This window comes from Chelativorans multitrophicus (genome assembly GCF_011317445.1).
GTDB lineage: Bacteria > Pseudomonadota > Alphaproteobacteria > Rhizobiales > Rhizobiaceae > Chelativorans > Chelativorans multitrophicus.
This window is the reverse complement of the sequence record NZ_JAAAPL010000001.1, coordinates 1,645,386-1,670,794: the sequence shown is the minus strand read 5'-3', so window position 1 is coordinate 1,670,794 and position 25,409 is coordinate 1,645,386. Positions and strand designations below refer to the sequence as shown.

Sequence of the window (25,409 nt, the reverse complement as noted above, 5' to 3'; positions counted from 1 at the left end):
TCGCCATGTACCGTCTTCACGACAGTCTGATGTCCTGCAACGCCTGGAAGGTGCGCATCCTGCTGCGCCAACTCGGGATACCCTTCGAAAGAGTCACTCACGACCTTGCGAAAGGTGCGGCCAAGACCGATGCCTTCACCGCCATGAATCCGCTTCAGCGCGTGCCGGTACTGGAGCTGGAGGACGGCCGCGCGATCGCGGAATCGGGTGCGATCCTGCTCTATCTTGCGGAAGGAACACCGCTTCTGCCGACCGAGCCGCTTGCTCGGGCTCAGGTCACTTCATGGCTGTTCTTTGAGCAAGCCGACCTGCTGAAGCCCCTGGCGCTGCCGCGCTTCTACAATCTGCGCGGAACGCAAGCCGAGAATGCCGAGCGTATGCGATTCTATCATGAGGCCGGCAAGGCGGGCCTCTCTCGGCTTGACGGGTGTCTCGCGGGCCGCGAATGGATCACTGATGCCGGCTTCACCATCGCCGATATCGCGCTTTACGGCTACGTCTCCCAAGCCCATTTCGGTGGCTATGACATGGGCATCTATCAGAACATCGGCGCATGGCTTCGACGCGTCGAAGCCCAGCCCGGCTGGGAGCCGCTGGTCGTTGAGGCCACGTCATGAACTTGGTGGAAAGGCCTAACCGGCTCGCAATCGATGCGCAGCGCCTGTGGTCGAATTTGATGGACCTGGCGGCGATCACCGATAATGCTCGGCCCTACACCCGCCGGTCGTTCAGCGGCCTTTTCGTGGAAGGGCGCACGTGGCTGCGCCGCCGTTTTCTTGATGCTGGCATGACCGTGCGTGAGGATGCAGCGCCGAACCTGATCGGACGCCTGGAAGGGCAGGACCCGGCACTGCCGGTGATCGCGATCGGTTCGCATTCCGATACGGTCCCCTCAGGCGGACGGTTCGACGGCATCCTCGGCGTCCTTGCAGGGCTGGAAGCTGTGCGTTCGCTCGCGGACCGAGGCATCCGCCTCCGGCACACCGTCGAGGTGATAGATTTTCTTGCCGAAGAGCCAAGCGAATACGGTCTCTCCTGCGTGGGCAGCCGCGTGATGAGTGGGAGCCTCGAGGATCGGCATCTGGCCCTGACTGCGCCAGATGGCGAGCAGTTGATCGACGCGATGGAACGAATAGGCGGCAAACCCCATGACCGGGCTGGCGCAAAGCGGACCGATATCGGCGCCTTTCTCGAACTGCACATCGAGCAGGGGCGGGTTCTGGAGCAATCGGGGACAGATATCGGGATTGTGACCGGGATTGTCGGCATCGTCCGAGTCGAGATCGTCTTCCAGGGTGCTGCCGACCATGCCGGGACGACTCCCATGGATTTGCGGGCGGATGCACTGGTCGCCGCCGCGGAAACCGTCATGCAGGTGCGTGAGAGTGCCGAGAAGCTTGCCCGGAAGCGCTTCTTCGTGGCCACTACCGGTGTGATTGCCTCCGAGCCGAATGCCGCAAATGTCGTGCCCGGAAGAGTGAGGCTGATCGTCGAGGCACGGTCCGAGCACGTGGCGGATTTGGAAACCTTCCTCGCGGAGCTGGACGCTTTCACCAGTGGCGCGGCAGTGCGTTCGCGGGTAAAGCGGACGGCGTTCACCGAACTCTCGCGTTCGCTGCCGTCGCCTTGCAACGAGGCGCTGCGAGGCCATTTGGCGGCTGCCGCCGAAAGCCTCGGCCTTTCGACCCGCGAGATGCCGAGCGGCGCAGGCCATGATGCCGCCTTCATGGGCAAGATCGCGCCGATGGCGATGATTTTCGTTCCCAGCAAGGACGGCCGCAGCCATTGCCCTGAGGAATGGACGGCGCCGGAGCAATGCGCCGCAGGCGCCGGAGTGCTGCTGGAAGCGTTGATCCGCATCGACGCAGCACTGGAACATTGAGTTGGCTTGTATGGCTGCAAGGAGGTTCGCGTGACCAGACCCCCTCTACCGATCCAGGCCCAGCGCGGCCCTCAGCTTCGCTGTAAGGGCTGGCGGCAGGAAGCAATCCTGAGATTGCTCGAGAACAATCTCGAAAATGCGGAGAACCCCGCTGAGCTCGTCATCTATATGAGTTGGGCAAAGGCCGCCCGCGACTGGAAGAGCTTTGACCAGGCCGTGGCCGCCCTCAAGGAACTCGAGATCGACCAGACGCTCGTGATGCAATCGGGCCGGCCGGTAGGCCGCTTTCCATCGCAGAACACGACGCCCCTGGTGCTGATGGCGAACGGCAACGTCGTCGGCGCGTGGTCTGATGACGATTCCTTCCGCGCGCTGGCTGATAAGGGCCTGACGATCAAGCCCGGCATGACGGCGGCGGCATGGCAGTATATCGGCAGCCAGGGCATTCTGCAGGGCACCTATGAAACCTTCTCCAGCGTCGGTAGAAAGCATTTTGGCGGTTCACTGGCCGGTCGACTGATCGTATCCGCGGGCTGTGGCGGCATGAGCGGTGCGCAGCCGCTGGCCGGCAAACTCGCCGGAGCCGCGATCCTCGTGGTCGAGGCCGATGAGGGCCGGATACGCCGCCGCATCGATACAGGCTACTGCGAGCGCATGACCGCCGATCTCGACGAGGCGCTCGCCTGGCTGAATGAAGCCCGTGACGCACGGATCGGCTGTTCGGTGGGGCTCGTCGGCAATATCGCGGCCGTGCTGCCTACACTCCTCGAACGCGGCATCATACCCGATGTGGTGACCGACCAGACGATGGCCGATCCGGTGAACGGCTATGTCCCGCTCGGCATGACCGTCGAAGAGGTTGCCGCGCTGCGCAAGAGCGCCCCCGAAATCCTCAAGCAGCGCTCCAACGAAACGCTGCTTATTCATGTCGGCGCGATGCTCGAAATGCAGAAGCGCGGCGCGGTGGTATTCGAGTATGGCAATGCGCTGCGCCGGTACGCCAGGGACGCCGGCCTTGATGGTTCCTTCGGCTTCGGCTCGTTTATCGACCTTTATATCCGGCCGCTCTTTTGCGAGGGCATCGGCCCGTTCCGCTGGATCGCGGTCTCCGGCGATCCTTCGGACATCCATCGCATCGACGATCTGATCCTGGAGATGTTCCCGTCCGACCACCGCATCGTCAGCTGGATCAGGATGGCGCGCGAGCATGTCAAGTTCACAGGCCTGCCGGCGCGAATTGGTTGGCTGGGCCTGGGCGAGCGCAAGAGGCTGGCCCTGGCCGTGAACGACCTGGTGGCCAAGGGTGCGCTGGCGGGGCCAATCGCCTTCACGCGAGACCACCTCGATTCCGGTTCAGCGACGTTGCCTTACCGCGAGACGGAAAACATGCTGGACGGCTCCGACGCGATTTCCGACTGGCCGTTGCTCAACGCCTTGCTGAACTGCGCTTCGGGAGCCGACCTGATTGCGCTGCACTCGGGCGGCAGTGCGATGCAATCGGCGGGGGTGACTACCGTCGCCACTGGCACGGCCGAGGATGCAGCCCGGCTGGCCAGGGTGATGGACAACGACACCGCCATTGGTGTGTTGCGCCATGCCTCGGCCGGCTACGAAACAGCGAAGCAGCTGGCGCGCGAGACCGGGATCGGCATAGCGGAGCAGCTTCAGACCTGATCGCCGGCCGCGTCTGCCGGGGGGTTTCCAACGAAAGGACTTCAAACAGCATGAGCGATTTCGACGTCGTCGTGACTGGACGTGTGGTTACGACGGACCGCGTCTACGAGGATGGTTATGTTGCGATACGGGGCGGCCTGGTCGAACGGGTCGGCTCCGGCACGCCCCCGGCAGCGCGCGAGAAATACGATTTCGACGGCGACTACATTCTGCCCGGGGCCATCGACGCTCAGGTCCACTCCCGTTCCCAACTCGACCAGGAAGATTTCCTCTGGTCCACCCGCTCGGCGGCGGCCGGCGGTGTGACGACGATCGTCGACATGCCCTATGACGAGGGTTTCCTGGTGTGCACGGGCGAACGGCTGCAGCGCAAGGCCGAGGAGGCGGCGCAGCAGTCGCGTGTCGATTTCGCGCTCTACGGCACGGTGCGGGCCCAGGACGGCGCCCGCGAAATCGCCGGCATGGTGGAGGCCGGCGCAATCGGTTTCAAGTTTTCGACGTTCGAAACCGATCCTGAGCGCTTTCCGCGCATCGGGCCTGCCATTCTGCACGAATGTTTTTCCGAGATTGGGCGCTACGGCCTCATCGCAGGCATCCACAACGAGAATGACGAGATGGTGCGGCATGCGCTCGCCCAGGTCGCCGCGTCGGGCATCACGGATTATCGCGCCCATGCCATGTCGCGCCCGGCTGCGGCCGAGACGCTTGCGATGGCGGAAGCCTACGAGCTAGGCGCGCAGGCCGGCTGCTCCACCCATGTCGTTCATTGTTCCGTCGGGCGCGGTTACGAGCTTTGCGCCGGGTACCGCGCGCAGGGCTTCGATACCACGGTCGAGGCCTGCATCCATTATCTCACCCTCGATGAGGAAGATCATGTGCGGCGCTTCGGCGGCATGGCAAAGATCAACCCGCCTATTCGGCCTAGACGCGAAGTGGAAGCCCTTTGGCGGCACCTGGCGGCGGGGAACGTTACCGTTGTCTCGACCGATCACGTTTCCTGGTCGATCGACCACAAGCGAAACCCTGAGATGTTGAAGAACAAGTCCGGCGTGCCAGGGCTGGAAGTACTTTACGCTCTGCTCATGAAGGGGCTGGCCGAGCGCGGCTTGCCAATGACCTGGGCGGCGCGGCTTTTGGCCGCCAACCCGGCGCGGCTGTTCCGCATCGGACATCGCAAGGGGGCGCTGGAACCAGGCCGTGACGCCGACATCGTGGTGATGCGGCACGATCCCAGGCGATACGATCCGGCGGCAAGCGGAAACAATTTCGTCGACTGGAGCCCCTATGAGGGGATGGAACTGCCGTTCCGTCCCGTCGCCACCTTCCTGCGCGGCCGTGTCGTCTTCGACGGCAGCGCAGTCGTCGCCCCAAGCGGAACCGGAACCTTCATACGCCCCCGCGGGGCCAATGCCATTCAAATCGGCGCCTGATCACAATGATCTTTCAATGGGAGTAACCTGAAATGTCTTTGAAAAGAAAATCTCTAGCGGCTGCGGCTTTGTTCCTGCTGGCGGCCACCTCCAACGCCTCTGCCGAAAGCTATTGCGAGCAGGGCAAGCCCCTGCGTCTCGCCGATGTGTCGTGGGAAAGCGGCGCCTTCCTGACCGAGCTTCTGACAAAGATCTTCGGCGATGGATATGGCTGCAAGATCGAGAAGGTATCGGGCAATTCCCTGATCATGTCGCATGCGCTCATCACCGGCGACATCGACATCTACCCCGAGCAATGGGTCGGCCGTACCGAAGTCATGAACAAGGCGCGTGCCGAAGGCACGGTGCGTGCGGCCGGGCATCCCTATCTGGACGCGCGCGAGGGTTGGTATGTTCCCGACTATGTCGTCAACGGAGATCCGGAACGCGGAATCGAGCCGCTTGCGCCGGAGCTGAAGAGCGTTGAGCAACTCGCTGACCCGAAAATCCGGGCACTGTTCAGCGATCCCGAGGAGCCCAGCAAGGGCCGTTTCCTGAACTGCCCGACCGGCTGGAGCTGCGAGCGGCTGAACACCGCCAAGCTTGAGGGATACGGCCTTGACGAATACTACACCAACTTCCTTCCGGGTTCGGGTGCGGCGCTGGATGCCGAAGTCGCATCGTCCTACCTGCGCAAGCAGCCTGTTCTTTTCTATTACTGGAACCCGACCGCGCTGATGGGCACCTACAAGCTGCTCCAGCTCGAAGAACCGGCATATTCCGACGAATGCTGGGACGGACTGACGAGCAGCGACCCCAAGACCCAAGCTTGTGCGTTCCCGCTCGGCGAAGTGGTTTACGACGTGAACGTGAAATTCGCCGATCAGGCGCCGGACATCATTGAGATCCTCTCGAAAGCGACCATTCCGCTGGAGACCATCAACGAGGCGCTTGCCTATATGGCGAAGGAAAAGGCCGAACCCGCTGATGCAGCTACGTGGTTCCTGAAGAACTACGCGCATCTCTGGACCAATTGGGTCAGCACCGAAGCGGCAGAAAAAATCAACCAGGGACTGAACTAAATCCGGTTGGGCGCACCGCACTTCCGTGCGGTGCGCTTTCCCAAAGCCCTGAAGGAGCGTGCGGTGTTTCCCAAGAGTCTCGAATTCTCGATAAGCCAACCGATAAACGATTTCGTCGCCTTCCTGATCGAGAGCTATGGCGAGACCTTTCGCGCCATTTCGAACTTCATCCTGAGCGGGCTGTTGCAGATCGAGTGGGTTCTCAGGGCACTGCCCTGGTGGGGTACAATCCTCATATTCATGGCGGTGGCTTACCTGTGCGTGCGCAACTACAAGCTGCCGCTTCTGGTCGGGGGCCTGTTGATGCTCGCCGGCATGCTGGGGCTGTGGGATCTCACCATGCAGACGCTGGCGCTCATGCTGATGGCGACGCTGATCTCGTGTCTCGTCGGCATACCTACCGGCGTTCTGGTCGCGAAGGTTCGCGTCATGCGCAACATCCTGATCCCGATGCTCGACATCATGCAGACGATGCCGTCCTTCGTTTACCTGATCCCGGCGATCATGCTCTTCGGTCTGGGAAAGGTGCCGGCGGTCCTGGCCACCATCATTTACGGCGTGCCGCCGCTAATCCGCCTGACCTCCCTTGGCATCCGGCAGGTCGACCAGGAGGTGGTTGAGGCCGCGTTGGCGTTCGGCAGCAGCTCGCGCCAGATTCTCTTCGGCGTGGAGCTCCCCCTTGCAGTGCCCACGATCCTCGCGGGCCTGAATCAGACCATCATGATGTCGCTTTCGATGGTGGTCGTGTCTTCGATGATCGGCGCCCGCGGCCTAGGTCAGCAGGTTCTTGAAGGAATTCAGACGCTGGACGTCGGCAAGGGCCTCGAGGCAGGCGTCGGCATCGTAATCCTCGCAGTGGTTCTTGACCGGATAACGCAAGGCCTCGGCCAATCGCAACGCAGGGACTAGGACCATGGCTGCCATCGAACTTCAGAACGTTTACAAGATTTTCGGCCGGCGCAACAAAGAGGCGCTGAAAATGGTGCAGGCCGGCGTGAGCAAGGCCGACGTGCTTGCCAAGACAGGCTGCGTCGTGGCGCTCGACGATGTTAATCTGTCGATCGGCGCCAGCCAGATCTCAGTCATCATGGGCCTATCCGGTTCAGGCAAGTCTACCCTCGTGCGCCACATCAATCGCTTGATCGAACCCACGAGTGGGAAGATCCTCTACAATGGAGAGGATATCATGCAGCTTACGCCGTCCGGCCTGCGCAAGTTCCGGATGCATCACAGCAGCATGGTGTTCCAGAGTTTCGGTCTCTTTCCGCATCGCACCGTCCTTCAGAATGCGTCTTATGGCCATATCGTGCGCGGCACGAAGAAGGCCGAGGCGGAAGCGATAGGCAAGAAATGGATCGATGCCGTCGGACTCAAAGGTTACGAGAACAAATATCCCTCGGAGCTATCGGGCGGCATGAAGCAGCGCGTTGGCCTGGCGCGTGCGCTTGCTGCCGACACGGACATCATCCTGATGGACGAGGCATTCAGCGCGCTCGACCCGCTGATCCGGGCCGAGATGCAGGACCAGCTTATCGACCTGCAGCGTAACCTTGCGAAAACGATCGTCTTCATCACCCACGATCTCGACGAGGCCCTGCGGATTGGCTCGAAAATCTCTATTCTCAAGGACGGTCAGGTGGTGCAGACGGGGCTGCCCGACGACATACTCAGAAATCCGGCGAATGACTACGTAGCCCGTTTTGTCGAGCGCAGGGTCCATATTCCGGCCCAAGCCGGCGTGTCGAAATGACGGCTGACTTCATGGCTGGCCAGACGACCGCCGAGCTCCGACAGGGCAACGTACGACAACTCACGGAGGCTGCGCTCTCCTGCGCCGAGGTTGCCGCTATCGCAAGCGGCGAAGAGCTTGTTCTCTCGCCAGAGGTCAGGGCCTTGGTGGAGGCCAGCCGGGAAATCGTCGATGAGGCCGTACAACGCACGGAGCCGGTTTATGGTCTGAACACTGGATTGGGCCATCGGCGAAACGAGAGAGTATCGGCCGCGCTCCTGCAGGACTACCAGCCCTATATCATTCGCACGCATGCGGGGGCCATCGGTGCTCCGTTAAGCGAGTCCGACGTTAGAGCCACCATGGTTGCGCGGATCGTCGGTATCGCTCGTGGTGGCGCGGGAGTGGGACTGGAGACCTTGGACCTGCTGGTGGCCATGCTGAATAGGCGCGTTCATCCGCAAGTCCCGGAATTCGGCTCGGTCGGCGCTTCGGACCTGTGCTCGATGTCGGCAATTGCCGAAGTCATGATCGGCCGCGGCGTCGCCATGTATCAAGGTGAACTGATGCCGGCGCTGCAAGCGCTGGCAGCGGCCGGCCTAGCGCCGGTCAGGCTCAAGCCCAAGGAGGGGTTGGCTCTCATCAGCGGCAACGGATTGGCAATCGGCGCCGGCGCATTGACGGTCGAGCGCGCACGCCGGGTGCTGCGGCTCGCCGACCTGGCCGGAGCGCTGAGCTTGGACGCATATGGCGGCAATCCGGTGCCCCTCGATTCTCGGGTGCAGGCTGCTAAATCCTATCCCGAGCAAGCCGAAACGGGACAGAGGCTGCGCGAGCTTTTGGCCGGCAGCGCCATCTGGACACCGAGCCCAACCGCTCGGTCGCTGCAGGACCCGGTTTCGTTCCGCACTATCCCGCAGGTCCACGGTGCCGTTCGCCGTCAGGTCTGCGAAGCCGCAACCGTGGTCGAGGTGGAACTCAACAGCCGTTCGGACAACCCCTTGGTCGATGTGGGCAGCGGCGCGATCCTTTCCAACGGAAATTTCCAGGCGCTCCCGATTGCGCTGGCATTCGACGGATTGCGAACCGGGATTTGCCATATAGCCTCGATGTCCGAGCGGCGCTGCTCGCATGTTTTCCGCAAGCTGCAGGCGATGAGCAGCATAGACGATGCGATCCAGAATGCGGAAATGCCCGTCACCTCTCTGGTTGCCTATTCCGCGGCCGAGCTTTCGGCTCGCCTGCGCACTTTGGCCGCGCCGGCCTCGATCCATGTTCCATCGCTGGCGCATGATGTTGAGGATCATGGCTCGCTCGGTCCGGGAACAATCGCTTTCACCGCGCAAAGCCTGGACCTTCTGGAGATGTTGCTGGCGGTGGAGATCCACCTGTCCGCCGCGCTTGCCGATTGCGCAGGCGTTTCCGATGGATTGGGCGAGGGGACGCGTGCCGCCTATCGTCTGGCTGGGCAAGCGATGCGCCGGTCTCAGGAGACGGGCCGGCCGACTACGGCTGGCATTATCGATCTGCTGCGAAACATGCTAATCGAGCACTGTGCCTAAGCGATTGTTCAACAGCGAGCCGGTCGCCGAACAGCCTTGCACCACGTGCCGGGAAGCGCCGGCTGGAGGTTGACAATATGAACAAGTCCCACCGGACTGTCCTGACATCCACGCATTGGGGAACTTACGGCATCCAGCTTGAGGGCGGGCGCATCGCCGGCGTCGAGCCGTGGCAGGGGGACCCGGATCCTTCACCAATAGGACAATCCCTGGTGGGATCGGTCGACGGCCGGTTGCGCGTCGCTCGACCGAGTGTGCGCCGCGAGTGGCTTGAACGCACGGGCACGCGCGCCTGCGGCAGGCGCGGCGCCGATCCGTTCGTGGAACTGGAGTGGGACGAGGCTCTCGACCTCGTCGCCGCCGAACTGAGGCGGATTTCCCTCGCACACGGGAACTCGGCGATCTTCGGCGGTTCCTATGGCTGGGCGAGCGCGGGCCGTTTCCACCACGCGCAAAGCCAGCTTCATCGGTTCCTGAACTCGATCGGCGGATATACCGCATCGGTTCATTCCTATTCCTATGCGGCCGGGCAAGTCATCCTTCCGCACATTATCGGCAGCATGGACGGATTGACCGGGCATCACTCGACGTGGGACGGGATAGCGGCCGAAGGCCGCCTCGTGGTTTGCTTCGGCGGGCTGCCGCACCGGAACGCGCAAGTGCAATCCGGCGGCATTGGAAAACACGCGCTTCGCAGTGCCTTGCAAGAGGCGCGCAAGCGGAATGTTCGCTTCGTCTGCATTTCCCCTGCACGCGACGACGGGCCCGTTGACGTCGACTTTGAATGGCAGCCGCTGCGGCCCGGCACCGATACGGCAGTGATGCTCGCCATGGCGCATGTGCTGCTGACAGAGGGCCTTGAAGACCGTGCCTTCCTGGAGCGCTATTGCGTCGGCTTCGAAAGGATCAAGTCCTATATTCTTGGCGAGAAGGACGGCACGGCCAAAACGGCGGAGTGGGCGGCGGAGATTTCAGGCATCGCGCCGGACTGGATTCGCGACCTCGCCCTCGCCATGGCTGCTAACCGCACGATGCTGATGGTCAACTGGGCAATCCAGCGAGCGGATGACGGTGAACAGCCCTATTGGATGGCGGTTACTCTAGCGGCGATGCTGGGCCAGATTGGCCTTACCGGCGGCGGCGTCGGATTCGGCTATTCATCGACCAACGGCGCGGGGCGCGCGGAAATGCCGTTCAAATGGCCCTCCCTCCCACAAGGGCAAAATCCGGTCGCCGACTTCATTCCCGTGGCGCGTATTACCGACATGCTGCTCAATCCAGGGCAGTCCTTCAATTTCGATGGCCGCCGTTTGACCTATCCGGACATCCGCATGGTGTATTGGGCCGGCGGCAATCCGTTTCACCATCATCAGGACCTTAATCGCATGGTTGAGGCGTGGCAGCGGCCAGAGACGATCATCGTTCACGAGCCATACTGGACCGCCGCGGCGCGTCATGCCGACATCGTGCTGCCTGTGACGACGACGCTGGAGCGGGACGACATAGCCTTTTCCAACCGCGACAATCTCGTCGTTGGCATGCGGAAAGTCATCGAGTCCGTTGGCAAAGCCCGCAACGATTTCGACATCCTGGCGGATCTGGCCGATCGCCTGGGAAAAAGGGACGTCTTCACGGGTGGAAAGACGGCCTGGGAGTGGATCGAGACGCTTTATGAGGAAGCGCGCGAGCGTGCGGCCGCGCATGGCAGCGATATGCCAGCGTTTCCGGAGTTCTGGGAGCATGCGCATTTCGAGATCGAGCGAACGGTGCAGTCGTCAACACTGCTTTCGAACTTCCGTAACGATCCTGATAAAAATGCGTTGCCGACGCCGTCCGGCCGGATCGAGCTTTTCTCGGAGAGGATTGCCGGATTCGGCTATGAAGGCTATCCAGGCCATCCGGTCTGGCGCGAACCGCGCGAGTGGCTGGGAAGTCCGCTCGCCAGTGAATTTCCGCTGCATCTCCTTTCTCCGCAGCCGGCGGACAAGCTCCACAGCCAGTACGATCAAGGTAGCGTGAGCCGCGCTGCGAAAATCTCGGGCCGTACGCCGCTCACCATCCACAGACGAGATGCCGAGGCCCGAGGCATCCGCGACGGCGACGTGGTCAAGGTTTTCAACCGGCGCGGAGCCTGCCTCGCAGGCGCGGTGCTCACCGATAATATCCTTCCCGGCGTTGTGCAGTTGCCCACTGGGGCATGGTACGATCCTGAGGACCCGCAGGTTTCTGGTTCGTTGGAGAGGCACGGCAACCCCAATGTGCTTACGCCCGACAGGGCGACCTCGCCGCTCGGTCAGGGCCCGTCATGCAACTCCACGCTTGTGCAGGTGGCGCTTTTTGAAGGGGCGCCTCCGCCGGTTGGCATTTTCGAGCCGCCAGTTATCCTGCCGCGTGACGGCGAGGTTCGGTAGTGAATGGGCCGGCGGCATTCAACGTGCATTATCGTGCGATCCATTCCGTTGGCGAGCAGCCCATCTCCGTGCGAAAGGCATAGGTGAAAGCCGAGGCCGAGCTGAATCCCAGCTCGAGCGCGATGTCGGTCACGCGCCAATGGGCGCTCAGAAGTTCCACGGCTCGAAACACGCGCAGGCGATGGCGCCACACCCGCAGACTCATTCCGGTCTCCGCATTGAAATGGCGGGAAAGCGTTCGCGCCGACATTCCGGCGCGTGACGCCCATTCCGTGATGTCGCGCGGTTCGTCAGGATGCGCGTAAAGGACCTCGCAGATTTCCCGGAGATGGCTGCTGTGCGGCCACGGCAGGAAGAAATCCAGCTTTCGAAGCCGGCTCATCTGAACAAGGATAACGGCATCCAGATGGTCCCGGTACTCGGAATGATCGGACTTCTGCTCCACCTCCGCAAGCTCAAGGATCAAAGACCGCAACAATGTGGAAACGGCAAGCACGCTGCAGTCAGCCGGCATATTCAGATTCGGCAGGTCTTCGACATAGAGGTTGCGAAATTCCACATCGCTCAATGCCGTTGTGGTATGGCGGACTCCGGTCGGAATCCAGATTGCCTGCTCTGGTGTGATGACGTACCGAGCTTGCTCGATCGTCACCATCAGCGTGCCCGTCGTCGCATAGACGAACTGATTCCATGGATGCGTATGCATGGGAAAACCATGCCGGGCGGGAAGCTTTTGCGACCGTAGGAAGACGGATCGAGAGAGAGCTTCTATCTCCGGAACATCAACCGTTCGCCACGCTGACATCCAATTATTCCCGCACTCGAAAGATTGTCCGCTCATCGATATAACTTGGCACGCTATCGAAAGCGAAGCCGCTCGACAAACCCTATTGTTCGCGGCATCGATGAATTTTGAGGCAGGCATTGCCTGCCTCAGCCGAGTGGGGAGAGGACAAAAGATGCCGAAAGGTTACAAGGAGATGCTTGCGGAGGCCGACGCGGTCGTCAAATCCGTGAGCGTCGAGGAGATGGCTGCGCAGCACGGTTCCGATGAATTCGTGCTGGTCGACATCCGCGATCCGCGGGAGCTAGAGCGCGATGGGATGATTCCGTCCGCCTTCCATGCGCCGCGAGGCATGCTGGAATTCTGGATCGATCCCGAGAGCCCCTACCACAAGCCGAAATTCGCCGAAGGCAAGACATATGTCTTCTATTGCGCGTCCGGCTGGCGGTCGCTCCTTGCCGCCCGGCTGGCGATGGAGATGGGAATCGATGCACGCAGCCTTCGTGGCGGCTTTGGAGACTGGAAGCGCGCCGGGTATCCGGTTGCCCAGAAGACCAAGCAGGGTTGAGCGCGCAGATATCTCCAGTCCAGCGAGGATGACGGATGGATAAGTACGACGATGGATTGCCGCGTTGCGCGGCCAATTATCAACCCATGACGCCCATCAGCTTTCTGGAGCGGGCGGCACTGACCTATCCTGACCATCCGGCCGTCATCCATGGCAGCACCAGGATCACCTATCGCGAGTTCTGGGAAAACTGCCGCCGGTTGGCATCGGCCTTGGTCAGGCTCGGTATCAGGCGGGGCGACACCGTGTCGGTGCTGCTTTCCAATACGCCGCCGATGATCGAAGCGCATTACGGCGTCCCGATGGCGAACGGCGCCGTGCTGCATTCGCTGAACTACCGTCTAGATGCGCAGGCGATCGCCTTCCAGCTCGAGCATTCGGAAAGCAAGGTGCTGATCGTCGATCGCGAGTTCTCCAGCCTTGCGTCGGACGCGCTTGCCTTGCTGAAGAATTCACCGATCGTGATCGACTATGACGATCCCGAATATCCGGACGATGCTCCGTATCCGAAAGGGCCATTTATCGGCTCTCTGGAATATGCCGCGTTCCTGCGTAGCGGCAATCCGGATTTCCTGCCTCCTCCTCCCAGGGACGAATGGGACGCCATCTCACTCAACTACACCTCGGGCACGACCGGCAATCCAAAGGGAGTCGTATGCCACCATCGCGGCGCAGCGCTCATGGCGTTGAACAAGACGATCCATGGCGAGATGGGAAAGCATCCGGTCTATTTGTGGACTTTGCCCCTGTTCCACTGCAACGGCTGGAGTTTTTCCTGGACCGTCGCGGTTCAGGCGGGAACCCATGTCTGCCTGCGTTGGGTTCGGGCACGCGTCGTCTATGATTTGATCGCGGACCATGGCGTGACGCATCTTTGCGGCGCTCCGATCGTCATGTCCACTTTGCTGAATGCCCCCGACGAGGATAAGCGCCGCTTCTCCCACGAGGCGATCTTCATCACGGCTGCCGCGCCTCCGCCGGAGGCTGTGCTGGCTGCGATGCGCGACGCCGGATTTCGCGTCCTGCACCTCTATGGGCTGACCGAGACCTATGGCCCCGCCATGGTCAATGAATGGAAAGCGGAGTGGGATGCCCTTCCGCCAGCCGAGCAGGCAGCCCACAAGGCGCGCCAAGGCGTACGCTATCTTTCCCTATCGGAAGTTGCCGTTCTGGATTCGGAGACGATGCAGCCGGTTCCCGCCGATGGCGAGACCATGGGCGAGGTCATGATGCGCGGCAACGTGGTGATGAAGGGCTATCTGAAAAATCAGAAGGCGACCGAAGAGGCATTCTCAGGCGGCTGGTTCCATACCGGCGATCTCGGCGTGATGCACCCCGACGGCTATGTTCAGCTCAAGGACCGCTCAAAAGACATCATCATTTCGGGTGGCGAGAACATCTCTTCCATAGAAGTGGAGGATGCCCTGTATCGTCATCCCAAGGTTATGCAGTGCGCCGTAGTCGCCATGCCCGATGAGAAATGGGGGGAGCGGCCGGTGGCATTCGTCGAACTTCGCCCGAATGTTCATGCAGATGAAGCAGAAATCCTTTCCTATTGCAAAGCGACGCTCGCTCGCTTCAAGTGCCCCTCGAGGATCATCTTCGAGACCTTGCCCAAGACTTCTACCGGCAAGATACAGAAGTTCGCGCTGCGCGCCCGAGCCAAGCAACTGGCAGCGGATCTCGCCTTCCAAAGGCAAGGCGAGGCGTGATATGGGAGGTCAGTGCATGCATTCGGGAAGCTGACAAAATCAATTCCTTATCGAGAAGGTATTCACATGAGTGAAACCGCCGGAGACCTGCCTCTTCAGCACGCCCGCACGGTCGTCGCCGATGCAGTGGCAAAACCCACCAGGCGTCCGATGGTCAAATCCTTCTTTGACGATCAGACATGCACTGTTAGCCATGTGGCGCGCGACCCGCAGTCAAATGCCTGCGCCATTATCGACAGCGTGCTCGATTACGATGCGGCCTCCGGCCGCACAATGAACAAATCGGCACAGGATCTGATTGACTACGTAAAATCCGAGAATCTCGAGGTGCAATGGCTGCTGGAGACGCATGCCCATGCCGACCACCTGTCGGCCGCGCCTTTGCTTCAGGCCGAGCTAGGCGGACAGCTTGCTATTGGGCGTGAGATCGTGCGCGTCCAGCAGGTCTTCGGCAAGATCTTCAATGCCGGCACCGAGTTTCAGCGTGATGGCAGCCAGTTCGATCACCTCTTCAATGATGGCGACCGATTCACGATCGGCAATCTAGATGTGACGGTGCTGCATGTGCCGGGCCACACGCCGGCTTGCCTCGCCTATGTTGTGGGGGATGCCGTTTTCCCTGGTGACACCTTGTTCATGCCCGATTACGGCACGGCACGCTGCGACTTTCCCGGCGGCGACGCCCGCCAACTCTATCGCTCGATCAAACGCCTGTTCCAACTGCCCGACGAGGCCCGTCTTTTCCTCTGCCACGACTACAAGGCTCCCGGCCGGGACTATTTCGCCTGGGAGACGACCGTGGGTGCCGAGCGCACCGGCAATATCCATGTGCGCGAGGGGGTGAGCGAGGACGAGTTCTACAAGATGCGCACAGAACGCGATGCCACCCTTGCCATGCCGAAACTGATCCTGCCCTCCGTGCAGGTGAACATGCGGGCTGGCCGATTGCCGCCTGCCGAGGACAACGGCGTGCAGTATCTAAAAATCCCTCTCAATGCGCTGTGACGGCAACGAGGCTCGCCGCTTCGTGGCGAGCCATTGCCGTGGGCGCACTTATCTATGGCTCGACCTTTGGACCGGCCCCGCTTGGCGGCGGAGAACTGCTCCCGACTTCCTCAACCGATCTTCGACGGCATTGGACTCTCCGCGCGCACCAGGTTTCCGCCTTCGGAAGCGCTGCTCCCCGATTGGCAGGGGATAATCAGGAGCCGCGAGTGCTGGCCTCGTCGAATCATATCACGCAGGCCACCTGAACGGCACGGGCTTCGACATGTATTTGGAACTCTTTCAATACGAACTTGGCGCACTTTCCGGCGGCCTTGTGGGCTTCACCCTCGGCCTGTTCGGCGGCGGCGGCTCCATTCTTGCCGTGCCCTTGATGGTCTATGTGGTGGGAGTTCCAAATCCGCATCTCGCCATCGGCACCAGCGCCGTCGCGGTCGCGGCCAGTGCCCTTGGCAATCTCGTCGGCTATGCGCGGTTCGGCAAAGTGAAATGGCGCTGTGCTGCGATTTACAGCAGCGCAGGCGTTATCGGCGCCTTCATCGGCTCGACCATTGGCAAGATGGTGAGCGGGCAGCATCTCCTTATTCTCTTTGCGCTCCTCATGCTTATCGTCGGCGCGCTGATGTTCAGGCGGGGAGGCAACGATGGCAATCCGGGGGCGCAGTGTTCTCGCGAAAATGCGCCGGCCGTGGTCACCTTCGGCGGCCTCACCGGCATCTTCTCCGGCTTTTTCGGTATCGGCGGGGGCTTTCTCATCGTGCCCGGCCTCATCGCCGCCACCGGTATGCCGATCCTGTTTGCGATTGGCTCTTCCCTTGTCGCTGTTGCCGCCTTCGGCCTAACGACGGCACTCAACTACGCCATTGCTGGCCTCGTCGACTGGGCACTCGCGGGGGTTTTTATCGGTGGGGGCGTGATCGGCGGCCTGGCAGGTAGTTTAGTTGCCAGACGGCTCGCGGTTCACAAGGGAACGCTCAACACGTTCTTTGCAATCCTGCTCGTCATGGTTGCCGGATATATGTTCTATAGAGCCTTGGTAGGGCCTCTTTAGCTTGCCACCCGGCGGCGGCAAAAGCCGTGCCGCCGCGCTTGGCCAGTGCGGTCAGTTCGTTGGCGGTACGGTCAAAGCCTGAAGCGCTCACTCATCATTCTTCTTTCTGCATGAGTGCCCGCATGGGCGCCAGCAGGCAGAGCGAGCACTCTTTGGCCAAAGACGAAAATTGGCGCTCCCGGTCCGACCACGGATACGCGGCCAATCGCGCCAAGGCCCGGAATGAACCGGATGCATTAGACGGATGAATAGAAAAATCTGCCTTGCGGTTCCTATGCCTGGGGGGAAGCCCCTATCGCGGCAACGTCCCAATATGTGCCGGTTAAGAGTCTTTCGGCCTCCAACGACTGAAGGGAACCAAATGAATATCAAATCAACCGCCACAAGCTTATTTCTTATTTTGCAATTTGCCGCGGGCCACGCCCTAGCGGAAACTGCAACATTGGACGCTCTCATCGACCAGAAATATCCTGCGCTTGAAGCGATTTACCAGGATATTCACGCCAACCCGGAATTGGGCTTTCATGAAACGCGGACGGCAAATCTGCTGGCGGAAGAGCTTGAAAAGCTCGGCTTTGATGTAACCGTCGGCTTTGGCGTCGATTCCGGCCTTGTCGGCGTTTTCAAGAATGGTGACGGCCCAACCATCATGTTGCGTACGGAACTCGACGCTCTTCCCATGGAGGAAAAGACGGGACTTCCCTTTGCAAGCCGCGTGCAGGTACCGGCAACGCAGTGGCCAGGCAATACCGATGAATCGGCAAAGGTCTTTGTCGCCCATAGTTGCGGCCATGATATTCACATGGCGGCATGGCTAGGAGCCGCGCAACTGTTGGTGGATATGAAAGACGATTGGCGTGGCACGCTGTTGCTGATCGGCGAGCCCGCCGAAGAAATTGGCGGCGGTGCAACAGCAATGCTCAAGGCAGGCCTGTTCGAAAAGTTTCCGAAGCCGGATTTCGGCTTTGCCATACATGTGTCTCCTGACCCTGCTGGCAAGATCGTCGTAAAGGACGGCCCCTTTAGCGGAAACTCCGATACCTTCGATCTGACCTTCAAAGGCCGTGGGGCACATGGTAGCGCTCCGCACCTGTCGATTGATCCGATCGTGTTGGGTTCGCGCTTCGTCACTGATATTCAGACTATTGTGAGCCGCGAGAAAGATCCACGCGAACCGGGGGTCATTTCGGTCGGTAGCTTCAATGCGGGAACCGCAGCCAACATCATCCCTGCCGAGGCTAAGTTGAAGCTGACTCTACGTTCAACCTCGCCCGAGACACGCAAACTCCTGCTTGACTCCATGCAGCGCGTAGCGAAGGCTACAGCGCAATCCTCAGGCGCACCGGAGCCAGAATTGCAGCGTATAGGAGGCGGCGCTGTTGCAGGCGTCAACTCGACGGAGTTGATCAGCAAACTTAAGCCGGCATTGGACAGCGCTTTCCAAAACATAGAGTACGTTCCGGAGGCTGTTAAGCCGACACTGGGCGTGGAGACCTATCCAGAGTTTATCGAGGCTGGTGTGCCTTCCATCTACTATAGGGTCGGCGGCAGTACACCCGAACAGATTGAAAAAGCCAAGCTCGAAAATAGGCCCGTACCGGCGAGCCACTCGCCGTTCTTCGCCCCGGACCCAGAGGTTACAATCAAAACTGGGGCAAAGCTGTTTGCAATTTCAGTGATCGAGAATGCAGGTGTGAACGAATAGTCCCTTGATTGGGGCTTGCGGCCGGTTTCTGAGGTCATCAGATGTCTTGATGACCTCAGAATGGATGATGAGAAGGTTGCTAGTTACTCGTCACTGACTCTTCATCCAGCCGCGGCCGAAGCCCGATCGGTGTTCACACCGATTGGCGCAACTTGGCCAATCACCCGCCCCCCGGCGTTGCAGCGGGGCGGGTGATTGCCGTTCAGGGCTCACGCGTGGTCAGCCGCCCAAGCTGCGATCACGACACGCGAATGGGCGAGGTCGCGAACAGGCTCCTGTTGAGCAGCCTCATCCCGCATGCCGACCACTGAACCTCTCCTCGAAGTCGTTTTGCATCAGCTTGCCCGATTATCCCCGGCTTTCCGGGGGGCGATCAGTGCCTCCAGTTCAGGCGCACCGTATCGAGATGTCCGGCAAGCTCTCGAGCGCCGGCGGCATTTCTGCGTAAAATCGGCTTTCTTTAGGTAAAGAGACGCGCTGATCCCGCAAAACGTCGGGAGTGTGTTTGCTGCTTCACGGGCCGCGTAATTCAATAGGGAAGGGGGATGACGGACTAGCTGGCTGAGCTGAAGAGCCGGCGCATTTGGGCATCGCCGGTCGCGCCACAATGGCAAAAGCTCGCCGGAGCCGAGCGGCGGCGTATTTAAGAGCTTCCTGCCTGGTGCCGCAACTCGGCGGCGAGATCTTCCTGAGTCGCGGGGGAGTTCTGCCAAAGCGAATTGGCTGTGGCAATATTACGAAGGACTACCGGGCCCCGCAAGGAGGCCCGGCCGGATGATGTGTCGCGTCAGGAGGCTGCGCGGGCGCGCGCGAGCCAGCCCTCGAAGGTTTCCTTGTTCTCAGAGATCCACTTCTCGGCCGCCTCGCGGATCGCGCGGGGGGTGCTGCCGCCCTGCTCGCTAATCCCCACTTCCCAGGCGGACCAGGTCTCCAGCGGGAAGGACATTTCAGAGATGAGGGCCTCGACGGAAGGGTTCTCCTTGATGAAATCCTTGTTGGCAACGGAATTCCAGTTCCAGGCCGCCATGGCCATGCGGCACGGATCGGCACCGCCGGCGCAGCCCTTCACGCCGGGGACCAGAGCCGAGCCCGCGTTCGGAACATCGGGTGGTAGCGCATCGAAGGGGGTGGGCAGCCAGACTACCTTTTCGCCCGGCTCCAAGGCCTTGTTAATCCAGGACGGGCTCCAGGTGTAGAAGAATACCGGCTCACCGCGGTTGACCCGCGCGATGGTTTCCACCATCAGCGTGTCGTATTTTCCGCGCACCGAGTTGACGGTGTCTTGCAGGCCGAATTCCTTGAGCTGATATTCGACCACATCACCGCAGCTCCAGCCCGGATCGCAGTTAATCAGATCGGCCTTCCCGTTAGTGCCGAACAGCGCAGCGATTTTCGGATCCTTCATCTGTTCGAGAGAGGTGATCCCGTATTCGTCGGCGGTCTTCTTGTCGATCAGATAGCCGTTGATGCCGCCGCCCTGAATAAGACCTTTGCCGATAAGCTGGACCTTGTCCTCCACCTGACGGAAAATGGGCTCGCGCTGCGGAAAATTCACATCGGTGGCCAAGTCGAGATCTTTCCTCGCGGCGGCCGGGAAGAACAGCGTCGTGTTGATTGTGGTCATCGTAACGCTGTAACCAAGCTGCTCAAGCGCTTCGGTCACGATTTCGGCCACGATGTAGTTGGCACCGACCGAATCGGACTGAGCATAATGGACAGTCTTGCCGTCGCCCGGCAGATCGTTTGCCGCCGCCGGTATTGCCTGAGCGAGCGCGATCAGCGCGCCGACAGAAAGAGCTTTGAAATTTAGCCTCATTTCTTTCTCCTCTGGACGATTATCTTCATGGCTCGGGAAGCGATGCAGCCGTTACGGACGGCCGCATCTCGTACGGAGCGTTCCGGGCATCCGGCCCTGCCCAGCCCGCTTCATCAGGCGTTGGTGCCGGATTGGGATGCGACCGTCTCGCTGCTGCCGTTGCGCGACAGAAGCCGGTCGAGGTTGAGGGCGGCAAGCCAGCGCGACCGCGCCGTCGCGCGCTTGGGTTCAGCCATCTTCTGGGTGATCCTGTCGAGCATCATGGCCAGCAGAACAATGGCAATCCCGCCGATAACGGCACGGCCGACATCGAGCCGTCCTATGCCCTGCAGCACGACCAGCCCCAGCCCTTCGGCGCCAATCATGGCGACGACCACGGACATGACCATGGCGGTCAGCACCGTCTGGTTAAGACCGCCCAGGATCGTCGGGATCGCCATGGGGATTTGGATTTCCCACAGCAATTGCCGGCTGCTCGCGCCAAAGGCAATACCCGCTTCGACGATCTCACGATCGACCATGCGGATGCCGAGATTGGTAAAGCGTATAAGCGGCGGCACCGCAGCCACGACCACGGCCACCTGGCCCGGCACAGTGCCCACGCCGAACAGCATCACCACCGGCACGAGATAGACGAAGGTTGGTGTCGTCTGCATAATGTCGAGTATCGGCCGGACTATGCTCCAGGCCCTGTCGCTGCGCGCACACCAGATACCGACCGGCAGGCCGATCAACGCGCAGAAGAAGATCGCCGTCGTGATCAGCGACAACGTGGTCATCGCCGGATCCCACACTCCCATCGCCGCAACAAGGACCAGTACTATGGCGGTGAAGATCGCAATCTTGCGGCTGGCGAGCATATAGGCCAGTGCCGTGAATAGGATCACCACGAGCGGGAAGGGGGCATCGTGCATGGCGCCGTCGATTAACGTCAGAAGGCTTTCGATCGGCCACTTGATGGCCAGGAAAAGCGGACGCAGGTTGAGCGCGACCCACTGGACCGCATCGCTGATCCAGACATCCACCGGAAAGACAGCAAGATCGTCGGCATTAAGCATGGCGCTTTTCCTCAAGGTGGCGTTCTTGGCCGGCATTAGATGACGCGGCAATGGCGGTAAGGATGCTGGCGGGCGAAAGCACCCCCAGAAAGGTTCCCTCGCTGTCGGTCACTGCCAGATCTTCAATGCCGCGGCATTTCCGAGCGACATCCAGCAGCTTGCTGTCCGGCGCGACCGATACGAAATCCGGAGCGAGCACCGCACGGATGTCGGCCCCATCCTTCGCCTTGGCGAGCCCCGCCTCGTCGAGACGACCGAGGATGCGTGCTTTTGTGTCCACCGCGAACCCGCCGGTCGAAGACGCCGCAATCACCCGGATTCCATCGCGCTCGGCGACAGCACTACCTGGCCGCATCACCGAGGCTGCATCGAACAGGCGGGATCGGTCGACATCGTTGGTAAAGGCTGCGACATAGTCGGTGCCGGGGTCCAGCACGATCGATTGCGGTGTGCCCTCGCGCATCACACGGCCATCGGCCATGATGGCGATCATGTTGCCGAGCTTCAGTGCCTCCTGGAAATCATGAGTGATGAACAGGATGGTTTTCTTGAGCGAATGCTGGAGGCGCAGCAGCTCGTCCTGCATTTCGTTGCGGATCAGCGGATCGAGTGCGCTGAACGCCTCGTCCATTACCAGCACATCCGCGTCGGTCGCAAGTGCGCGTGCTAGCCCAACCCGCTGGCGCATACCGCCCGACAACTCGTGCGGGAAATGATAGGCCCAGCGGTCCAGCCCGACGATTGCCAGAACCTCCTCGGCGCGCGCCCGCCGCTTTTTTGGGACGAGCCCTCGCAGCTTCAGGCCGAACTCGACGTTCTCGATCGCCGTGCGGTTGGGCAGCAGTGCAAAATGCTGGAAGACCATTGAGATGCGGGTCCGGCGGACCTGACGCAGTTCGTTCTGGTTGAGTTGGACGATGTCCTCGCCATCGAGCAGGATTCGCCCGGCAGTCGGCTCGTAAAGGCGGTTGACGCAGCGCGCCAACGTGGACTTGCCGGAGCCCGAAAGCCCCATGATCATATAAATGGCGCCGGTCGGCACGGAGAGCGATACGTCATTGAGGCCGACAACCACGCCGAGTTCAGCTTGCACCGCGTCCTTGTCGGCGCCGGCAGCGAGCCTTTCCATCGCCTTCTGCGGGGTGTTGGAGAAGACCTTATACACGTTCTCTACGCGTAGTCTCTCGGTCACTTTGTTTCTCCCATTTGTCTGGCCTTGCCGGGGGGGTATGAACCCGACTTGAACCGTATTGTTAATGGAATTAGGACGGACCATACGGCCGCAGTCTTCCTAGGTTTCGCAGAACTACCATTGGCCTGACTTCTTCGATCTGCAGCATTCGAGGCGCACCCGGCTATTTTAGCGGCGAGAAATCGACTGGAACCAAGATACGGTTCTCCAGCGATTCAATGGTCTCCGCCAGTCGGGGCGAAAAGGCTTGCCAACGCGGATCGGACGCCAGCGCCGCCCGGCGCCGCGCCCGATCGTCCAAGCTATCATAGCCCCACATGTGTACGACGTGATTCAGGGGGCCAATCTCAGTTACGAAATAACCGATCAGATTGCCGAGGATCGGCTTCTGGATGGCCAAACCTTCATCGCGAACCAGCGCAAGATAATCTTTCATCTTGCCTGAGCAGATGCGGTAGATACGTTCCTCGACGATCATTCCACGCCCTCACCGCCCGCCTCGCTGGTTTCGGAGAGCACCTCGCGCGCGATCCGGAACACCTCGACCCCGGCAGGTATGCCGCAATAGACCGTGATCTGGATCAGCGCCGCGCGCAGCTCGTCATGGCTGAGCCCGTTGCGCAGGGCACCGCGAAAATGCGTCCGGAACTCGTGCATCCGGCCGAGCGCCGCCAGCATGCCGAGGTTCAGCAGACTGCGCTGAGCGGGCGCCAGCGCGGTATCGGTCCAGGCGAGTCCCCAACAGTATTCGTTTACGACATCCTGGAACGGAGCAGAAAAGGCATCGGCCTGCCCCATGGCGCGGTCGACATATTCGTCGCCCAGGACCTTGCGGCGGATCGCCTCGCCGGCCTCACGCAATTCCCTGTCCATCTGTAATGCCCTCCTTTTCCAAGAATTCGCGCATAAGTCCGGATACCATCTCGGGCGCCTCGATCAGGATGGAGTGCCGCAGGCCCGGCAGGATGCGAAGCTCCGATCCCGGGATGCGGTCGTGCATGAAGCGCGCCATGCGCGGGTTCGAGCCCATATCGTCTTCGCCGGTGGCAATCAGCGTCGGCACCCGGATTTGATCGAGAAACCCGCCGAAGTCCGTTTCTGCCAGCACCCGGTAAGCAGCGGCGTAGCAATCGGGATCATTCTCGGCATTGCGTTCGCGCATCCGGCGGATCAATTCGGGATTGGCGGCCTGGAACTCCTCGGTCAGCCAACGCGAGAGCGAGCTGTCGTAATGCGACCCCCGGTCGCCAGTCTGAAGCGCGGCCAAACGGGCGCGGACGCGCTGCTGCTCTTCGGCGGAACGCCCCGCCACTGTCGAAAGCAGGACCAGCCGGCGCAGTCTTTCTGGATGGGTCAGCGCAAGTCTCTGGGCGATCAACCCGCCCAGAGAGAACCCTGCCAGGTGAAAGCGATCGAATCCCGCCAGTTCGGCGATTGCCAGTGTCTCGCGCACGAAATCGTCGATTTCGTAGCGGCCTTTGATCCGGGTCGAGCGTCCGTGGCCCCGCAGATCGAAGGTCGCAACGGTGAACCGGTCCGCCAGCTGCTCGACCACACCAGACCACGCCTCGAGGTAGGAGCCCACCCCGTGGATGCAGACCAGCGGCTCGGAGCCTACGCCGTCGATGCGATAGTTCAGCTCGACGGGGCCGACCCTGTGCCGTCCGCTGCGCGTGGTCATGCCATGCTCCCCGCAACAGCGGGTGACTGACGCGCGGCCTCACGCTCGCGGTCAGCAAAAACCGGCATGATCTCGTCAATGAAGAGCTGCAGTGTCCTTTTCTGCATCTCGAAGGGCAGATTGAAGGTCAGGCCCAAACAGTACTGGTCGACGCCCGCAGCCTCGTAATCGAGCAATTTCTCGATGGCCTCGTCTGGGGTGCCGAACATCAGGTTTTTGCGGATGTTCTCGGGACTGTAGTTTTCCTTGCCCTTCACTTTATCGAGGGGCACCGGCTCTGGAAAACCGTTGGTGACACCGCCGATATTCTGCATGAGGTTCTCGAAATGGCGCCCATAATCGATGGAATGCTGGACCGCCACTTCCCAGTCCTGTGAGCGATCGTAAACGCAGGTCCGGCGCTGCATCATCAGGCGCGGCTTGGGCACCTCGGGGTGATCGGCGACCGCCTTGCGGAACTTCTCGCCCAGCACAGCGATCTCGGCGGCCGGGGCCGAGAGTGGCGTCGTCATCAGGTTGGCGCCATTGGCAACCGCCCAGTCGAAGGTGCCCGGATCGCGCGCCGCCACCCAAACCGGTGGGTGCGGCTGCTGCAGCGGCTTGGGCACTGCCGCCGCAATCGGGAATTTCCAGTAATGCCCGTCATGGGCATAGTCGCCTTTCCACAAGGCTTTGACCGCCGGAAGCAGCTCCTTGAGATAGGCCACGCCCTCCTGCTGGGGTATGCCGCCAGCCATGCGGTCGAACTCGTACTGGTATGAGCCGCGGGCAATGCCGAATTCGAGCCGGCCGCCGGTCAGATGGTCGCAGAGCGCGGATTCCCCGGCCAGCCGGATAGGGCTCCAGTAGGGCGCGACGAGCGTCGAGGTGCCCAGCCGGATGCGATCGGTGTGCTGGCCGAGCCAGGTCAGCGTCTGGAACGGGTTCGGCGAGATGGTGCATTCGATCGTGTGATGTTCGGCGGTCCAGATCGTCTCGAAACCGCCCTCGTCGGCCATCTTGGCCAGATGAAGCAGGTTCTCCTTCACCTCGCTCATCGGCCTGTCCGGAGTGAATCGCTCCATGGTCAGAGATACGGCGAACCTCAT

22 protein-coding genes are annotated in these 25,409 nt (G+C 61.1%); 14 read left to right on the top strand and 8 right to left on the bottom strand.

Features of this window, described 5'->3' with window-relative positions:
• Positions 1-5 precede the first annotated feature (5 nt).
• From GNP00_RS08095 to GNP00_RS08055, 9 genes are all read left to right on the top strand, one after another.
• Entirely contained in the window at positions 6-617 is a 612-nt protein-coding gene (locus GNP00_RS08095) for a glutathione S-transferase family protein (RefSeq protein ID WP_011581872.1), read from the top strand.
• Positions 614-1,882, top strand: a complete 1,269-nt coding sequence (locus GNP00_RS08090) for a Zn-dependent hydrolase (RefSeq protein WP_166015837.1) — start codon at positions 614-616, stop codon at positions 1,880-1,882. The genes GNP00_RS08095 and GNP00_RS08090 overlap by 4 nt, the downstream gene beginning before the upstream one ends.
• 30 nt (positions 1,883-1,912) lie before the next feature.
• On the top strand, positions 1,913-3,556 hold the full coding sequence (locus tag GNP00_RS08085; RefSeq protein ID WP_011581870.1) for an S-methyl thiourocanate hydratase: 1,644 nt from the start codon (positions 1,913-1,915) through the stop codon (positions 3,554-3,556).
• A 50-nt stretch (positions 3,557-3,606) separates the two neighbouring features.
• Complete coding sequence (locus GNP00_RS08080) at positions 3,607-4,986, top strand: dihydroorotase (RefSeq protein ID WP_011581869.1); 1,380 nt, start codon at positions 3,607-3,609, stop codon at positions 4,984-4,986.
• Positions 4,987-5,018: 32 nt separating this feature from the next.
• Positions 5,019-6,047 carry an ABC transporter substrate-binding protein gene (locus tag GNP00_RS08075; RefSeq protein WP_011581868.1) on the top strand — a complete coding sequence of 343 codons (1,029 nt, stop codon included), beginning with the start codon at positions 5,019-5,021 and terminating at the stop codon, positions 6,045-6,047.
• 63 nt (positions 6,048-6,110) lie between these two features.
• Positions 6,111-6,956, top strand: coding sequence for an ABC transporter permease subunit (locus GNP00_RS08070; protein ID WP_041545504.1), 846 nt, complete (start codon positions 6,111-6,113; stop codon positions 6,954-6,956).
• Between the two features lie 4 nt (positions 6,957-6,960).
• Positions 6,961-7,797 (top strand): quaternary amine ABC transporter ATP-binding protein, encoded by an 837-nt coding sequence (locus GNP00_RS08065; protein WP_011581866.1) that lies wholly within the window; start codon positions 6,961-6,963, stop codon positions 7,795-7,797.
• On the top strand, positions 7,794-9,338 hold the full coding sequence (locus tag GNP00_RS08060) for an aromatic amino acid ammonia-lyase (protein ID WP_011581865.1): 1,545 nt from the start codon (positions 7,794-7,796) through the stop codon (positions 9,336-9,338). The genes GNP00_RS08065 and GNP00_RS08060 overlap by 4 nt, the downstream gene beginning before the upstream one ends.
• A gap of 77 nt (positions 9,339-9,415) precedes the next feature.
• A complete protein-coding gene (locus GNP00_RS08055; RefSeq protein WP_011581864.1) occupies positions 9,416-11,749 on the top strand; it encodes a molybdopterin guanine dinucleotide-containing S/N-oxide reductase in 2,334 nt (777 codons plus the stop codon).
• A 28-nt stretch (positions 11,750-11,777) separates the two neighbouring features.
• Here the strand turns inward: GNP00_RS08055 and GNP00_RS08050 are convergent, their stop codons facing one another.
• Positions 11,778-12,554, bottom strand: a complete 777-nt coding sequence (locus GNP00_RS08050) for a helix-turn-helix domain-containing protein (RefSeq protein WP_011581863.1) — start codon at positions 12,552-12,554, stop codon at positions 11,778-11,780.
• Between the two features lie 154 nt (positions 12,555-12,708).
• Here GNP00_RS08050 and GNP00_RS08045 point away from each other — a divergent pair, with 154 nt between their 5' ends.
• From GNP00_RS08045 to GNP00_RS08025, 5 genes are all read left to right on the top strand, one after another.
• A complete protein-coding gene (locus GNP00_RS08045) occupies positions 12,709-13,101 on the top strand; it encodes a rhodanese-like domain-containing protein (RefSeq protein ID WP_011581862.1) in 393 nt (130 codons plus the stop codon).
• Between the two features lie 35 nt (positions 13,102-13,136).
• Positions 13,137-14,813 (top strand): acyl-CoA synthetase, encoded by a 1,677-nt coding sequence (locus GNP00_RS08040; protein WP_011581861.1) that lies wholly within the window; start codon positions 13,137-13,139, stop codon positions 14,811-14,813.
• Between the two features lie 66 nt (positions 14,814-14,879).
• Positions 14,880-15,818 (top strand): MBL fold metallo-hydrolase, encoded by a 939-nt coding sequence (locus tag GNP00_RS08035; RefSeq protein ID WP_011581860.1) that lies wholly within the window; start codon positions 14,880-14,882, stop codon positions 15,816-15,818.
• A 265-nt stretch (positions 15,819-16,083) separates the two neighbouring features.
• The gene (locus GNP00_RS08030; protein WP_011581858.1) at positions 16,084-16,869 is read left to right on the top strand and encodes a sulfite exporter TauE/SafE family protein; all 786 of its coding nucleotides are present in this window, start codon (positions 16,084-16,086) and stop codon (positions 16,867-16,869) included.
• 361 nt (positions 16,870-17,230) lie between these two features.
• Positions 17,231-18,574: an amidohydrolase gene (locus tag GNP00_RS08025; protein ID WP_011581857.1), complete on the top strand. Its 1,344-nt coding sequence runs from the start codon at positions 17,231-17,233 to the stop codon at positions 18,572-18,574.
• A gap of 787 nt (positions 18,575-19,361) precedes the next feature.
• On the opposite strand, the gene proX is transcribed toward GNP00_RS08025, so the two are convergent.
• The 7 genes from proX to GNP00_RS07990 all read right to left on the bottom strand — a co-directional run bounded on the left by proX (position 19,362) and on the right by GNP00_RS07990 (position 25,409).
• Entirely contained in the window at positions 19,362-20,390 is a 1,029-nt protein-coding gene (proX, locus tag GNP00_RS08020; protein ID WP_011581856.1) for a glycine betaine/L-proline ABC transporter substrate-binding protein ProX, read from the bottom strand.
• 113 nt (positions 20,391-20,503) lie between these two features.
• Positions 20,504-21,448 carry an ABC transporter permease gene (locus GNP00_RS08015; RefSeq protein ID WP_011581855.1) on the bottom strand — a complete coding sequence of 315 codons (945 nt, stop codon included), beginning with the start codon at positions 21,446-21,448 and terminating at the stop codon, positions 20,504-20,506.
• On the bottom strand, positions 21,441-22,640 hold the full coding sequence (locus tag GNP00_RS08010) for a betaine/proline/choline family ABC transporter ATP-binding protein (protein WP_011581854.1): 1,200 nt from the start codon (positions 22,638-22,640) through the stop codon (positions 21,441-21,443). Before GNP00_RS08010 ends, GNP00_RS08015 begins: the two co-directional genes overlap by 8 nt.
• A 163-nt stretch (positions 22,641-22,803) precedes the next feature.
• Complete coding sequence (locus tag GNP00_RS08005; RefSeq protein WP_011581853.1) at positions 22,804-23,118, bottom strand: NIPSNAP family protein; 315 nt, start codon at positions 23,116-23,118, stop codon at positions 22,804-22,806.
• Positions 23,115-23,513, bottom strand: a complete 399-nt coding sequence (locus tag GNP00_RS08000) for a carboxymuconolactone decarboxylase family protein (protein WP_011581852.1) — start codon at positions 23,511-23,513, stop codon at positions 23,115-23,117. Before GNP00_RS08000 ends, GNP00_RS08005 begins: the two co-directional genes overlap by 4 nt.
• The gene (locus GNP00_RS07995) at positions 23,494-24,321 is read right to left on the bottom strand and encodes an alpha/beta fold hydrolase (protein ID WP_011581851.1); all 828 of its coding nucleotides are present in this window, start codon (positions 24,319-24,321) and stop codon (positions 23,494-23,496) included. Before GNP00_RS07995 ends, GNP00_RS08000 begins: the two co-directional genes overlap by 20 nt.
• A complete protein-coding gene (locus GNP00_RS07990; RefSeq protein ID WP_011581850.1) occupies positions 24,318-25,409 on the bottom strand; it encodes an LLM class flavin-dependent oxidoreductase in 1,092 nt (363 codons plus the stop codon). Before GNP00_RS07990 ends, GNP00_RS07995 begins: the two co-directional genes overlap by 4 nt.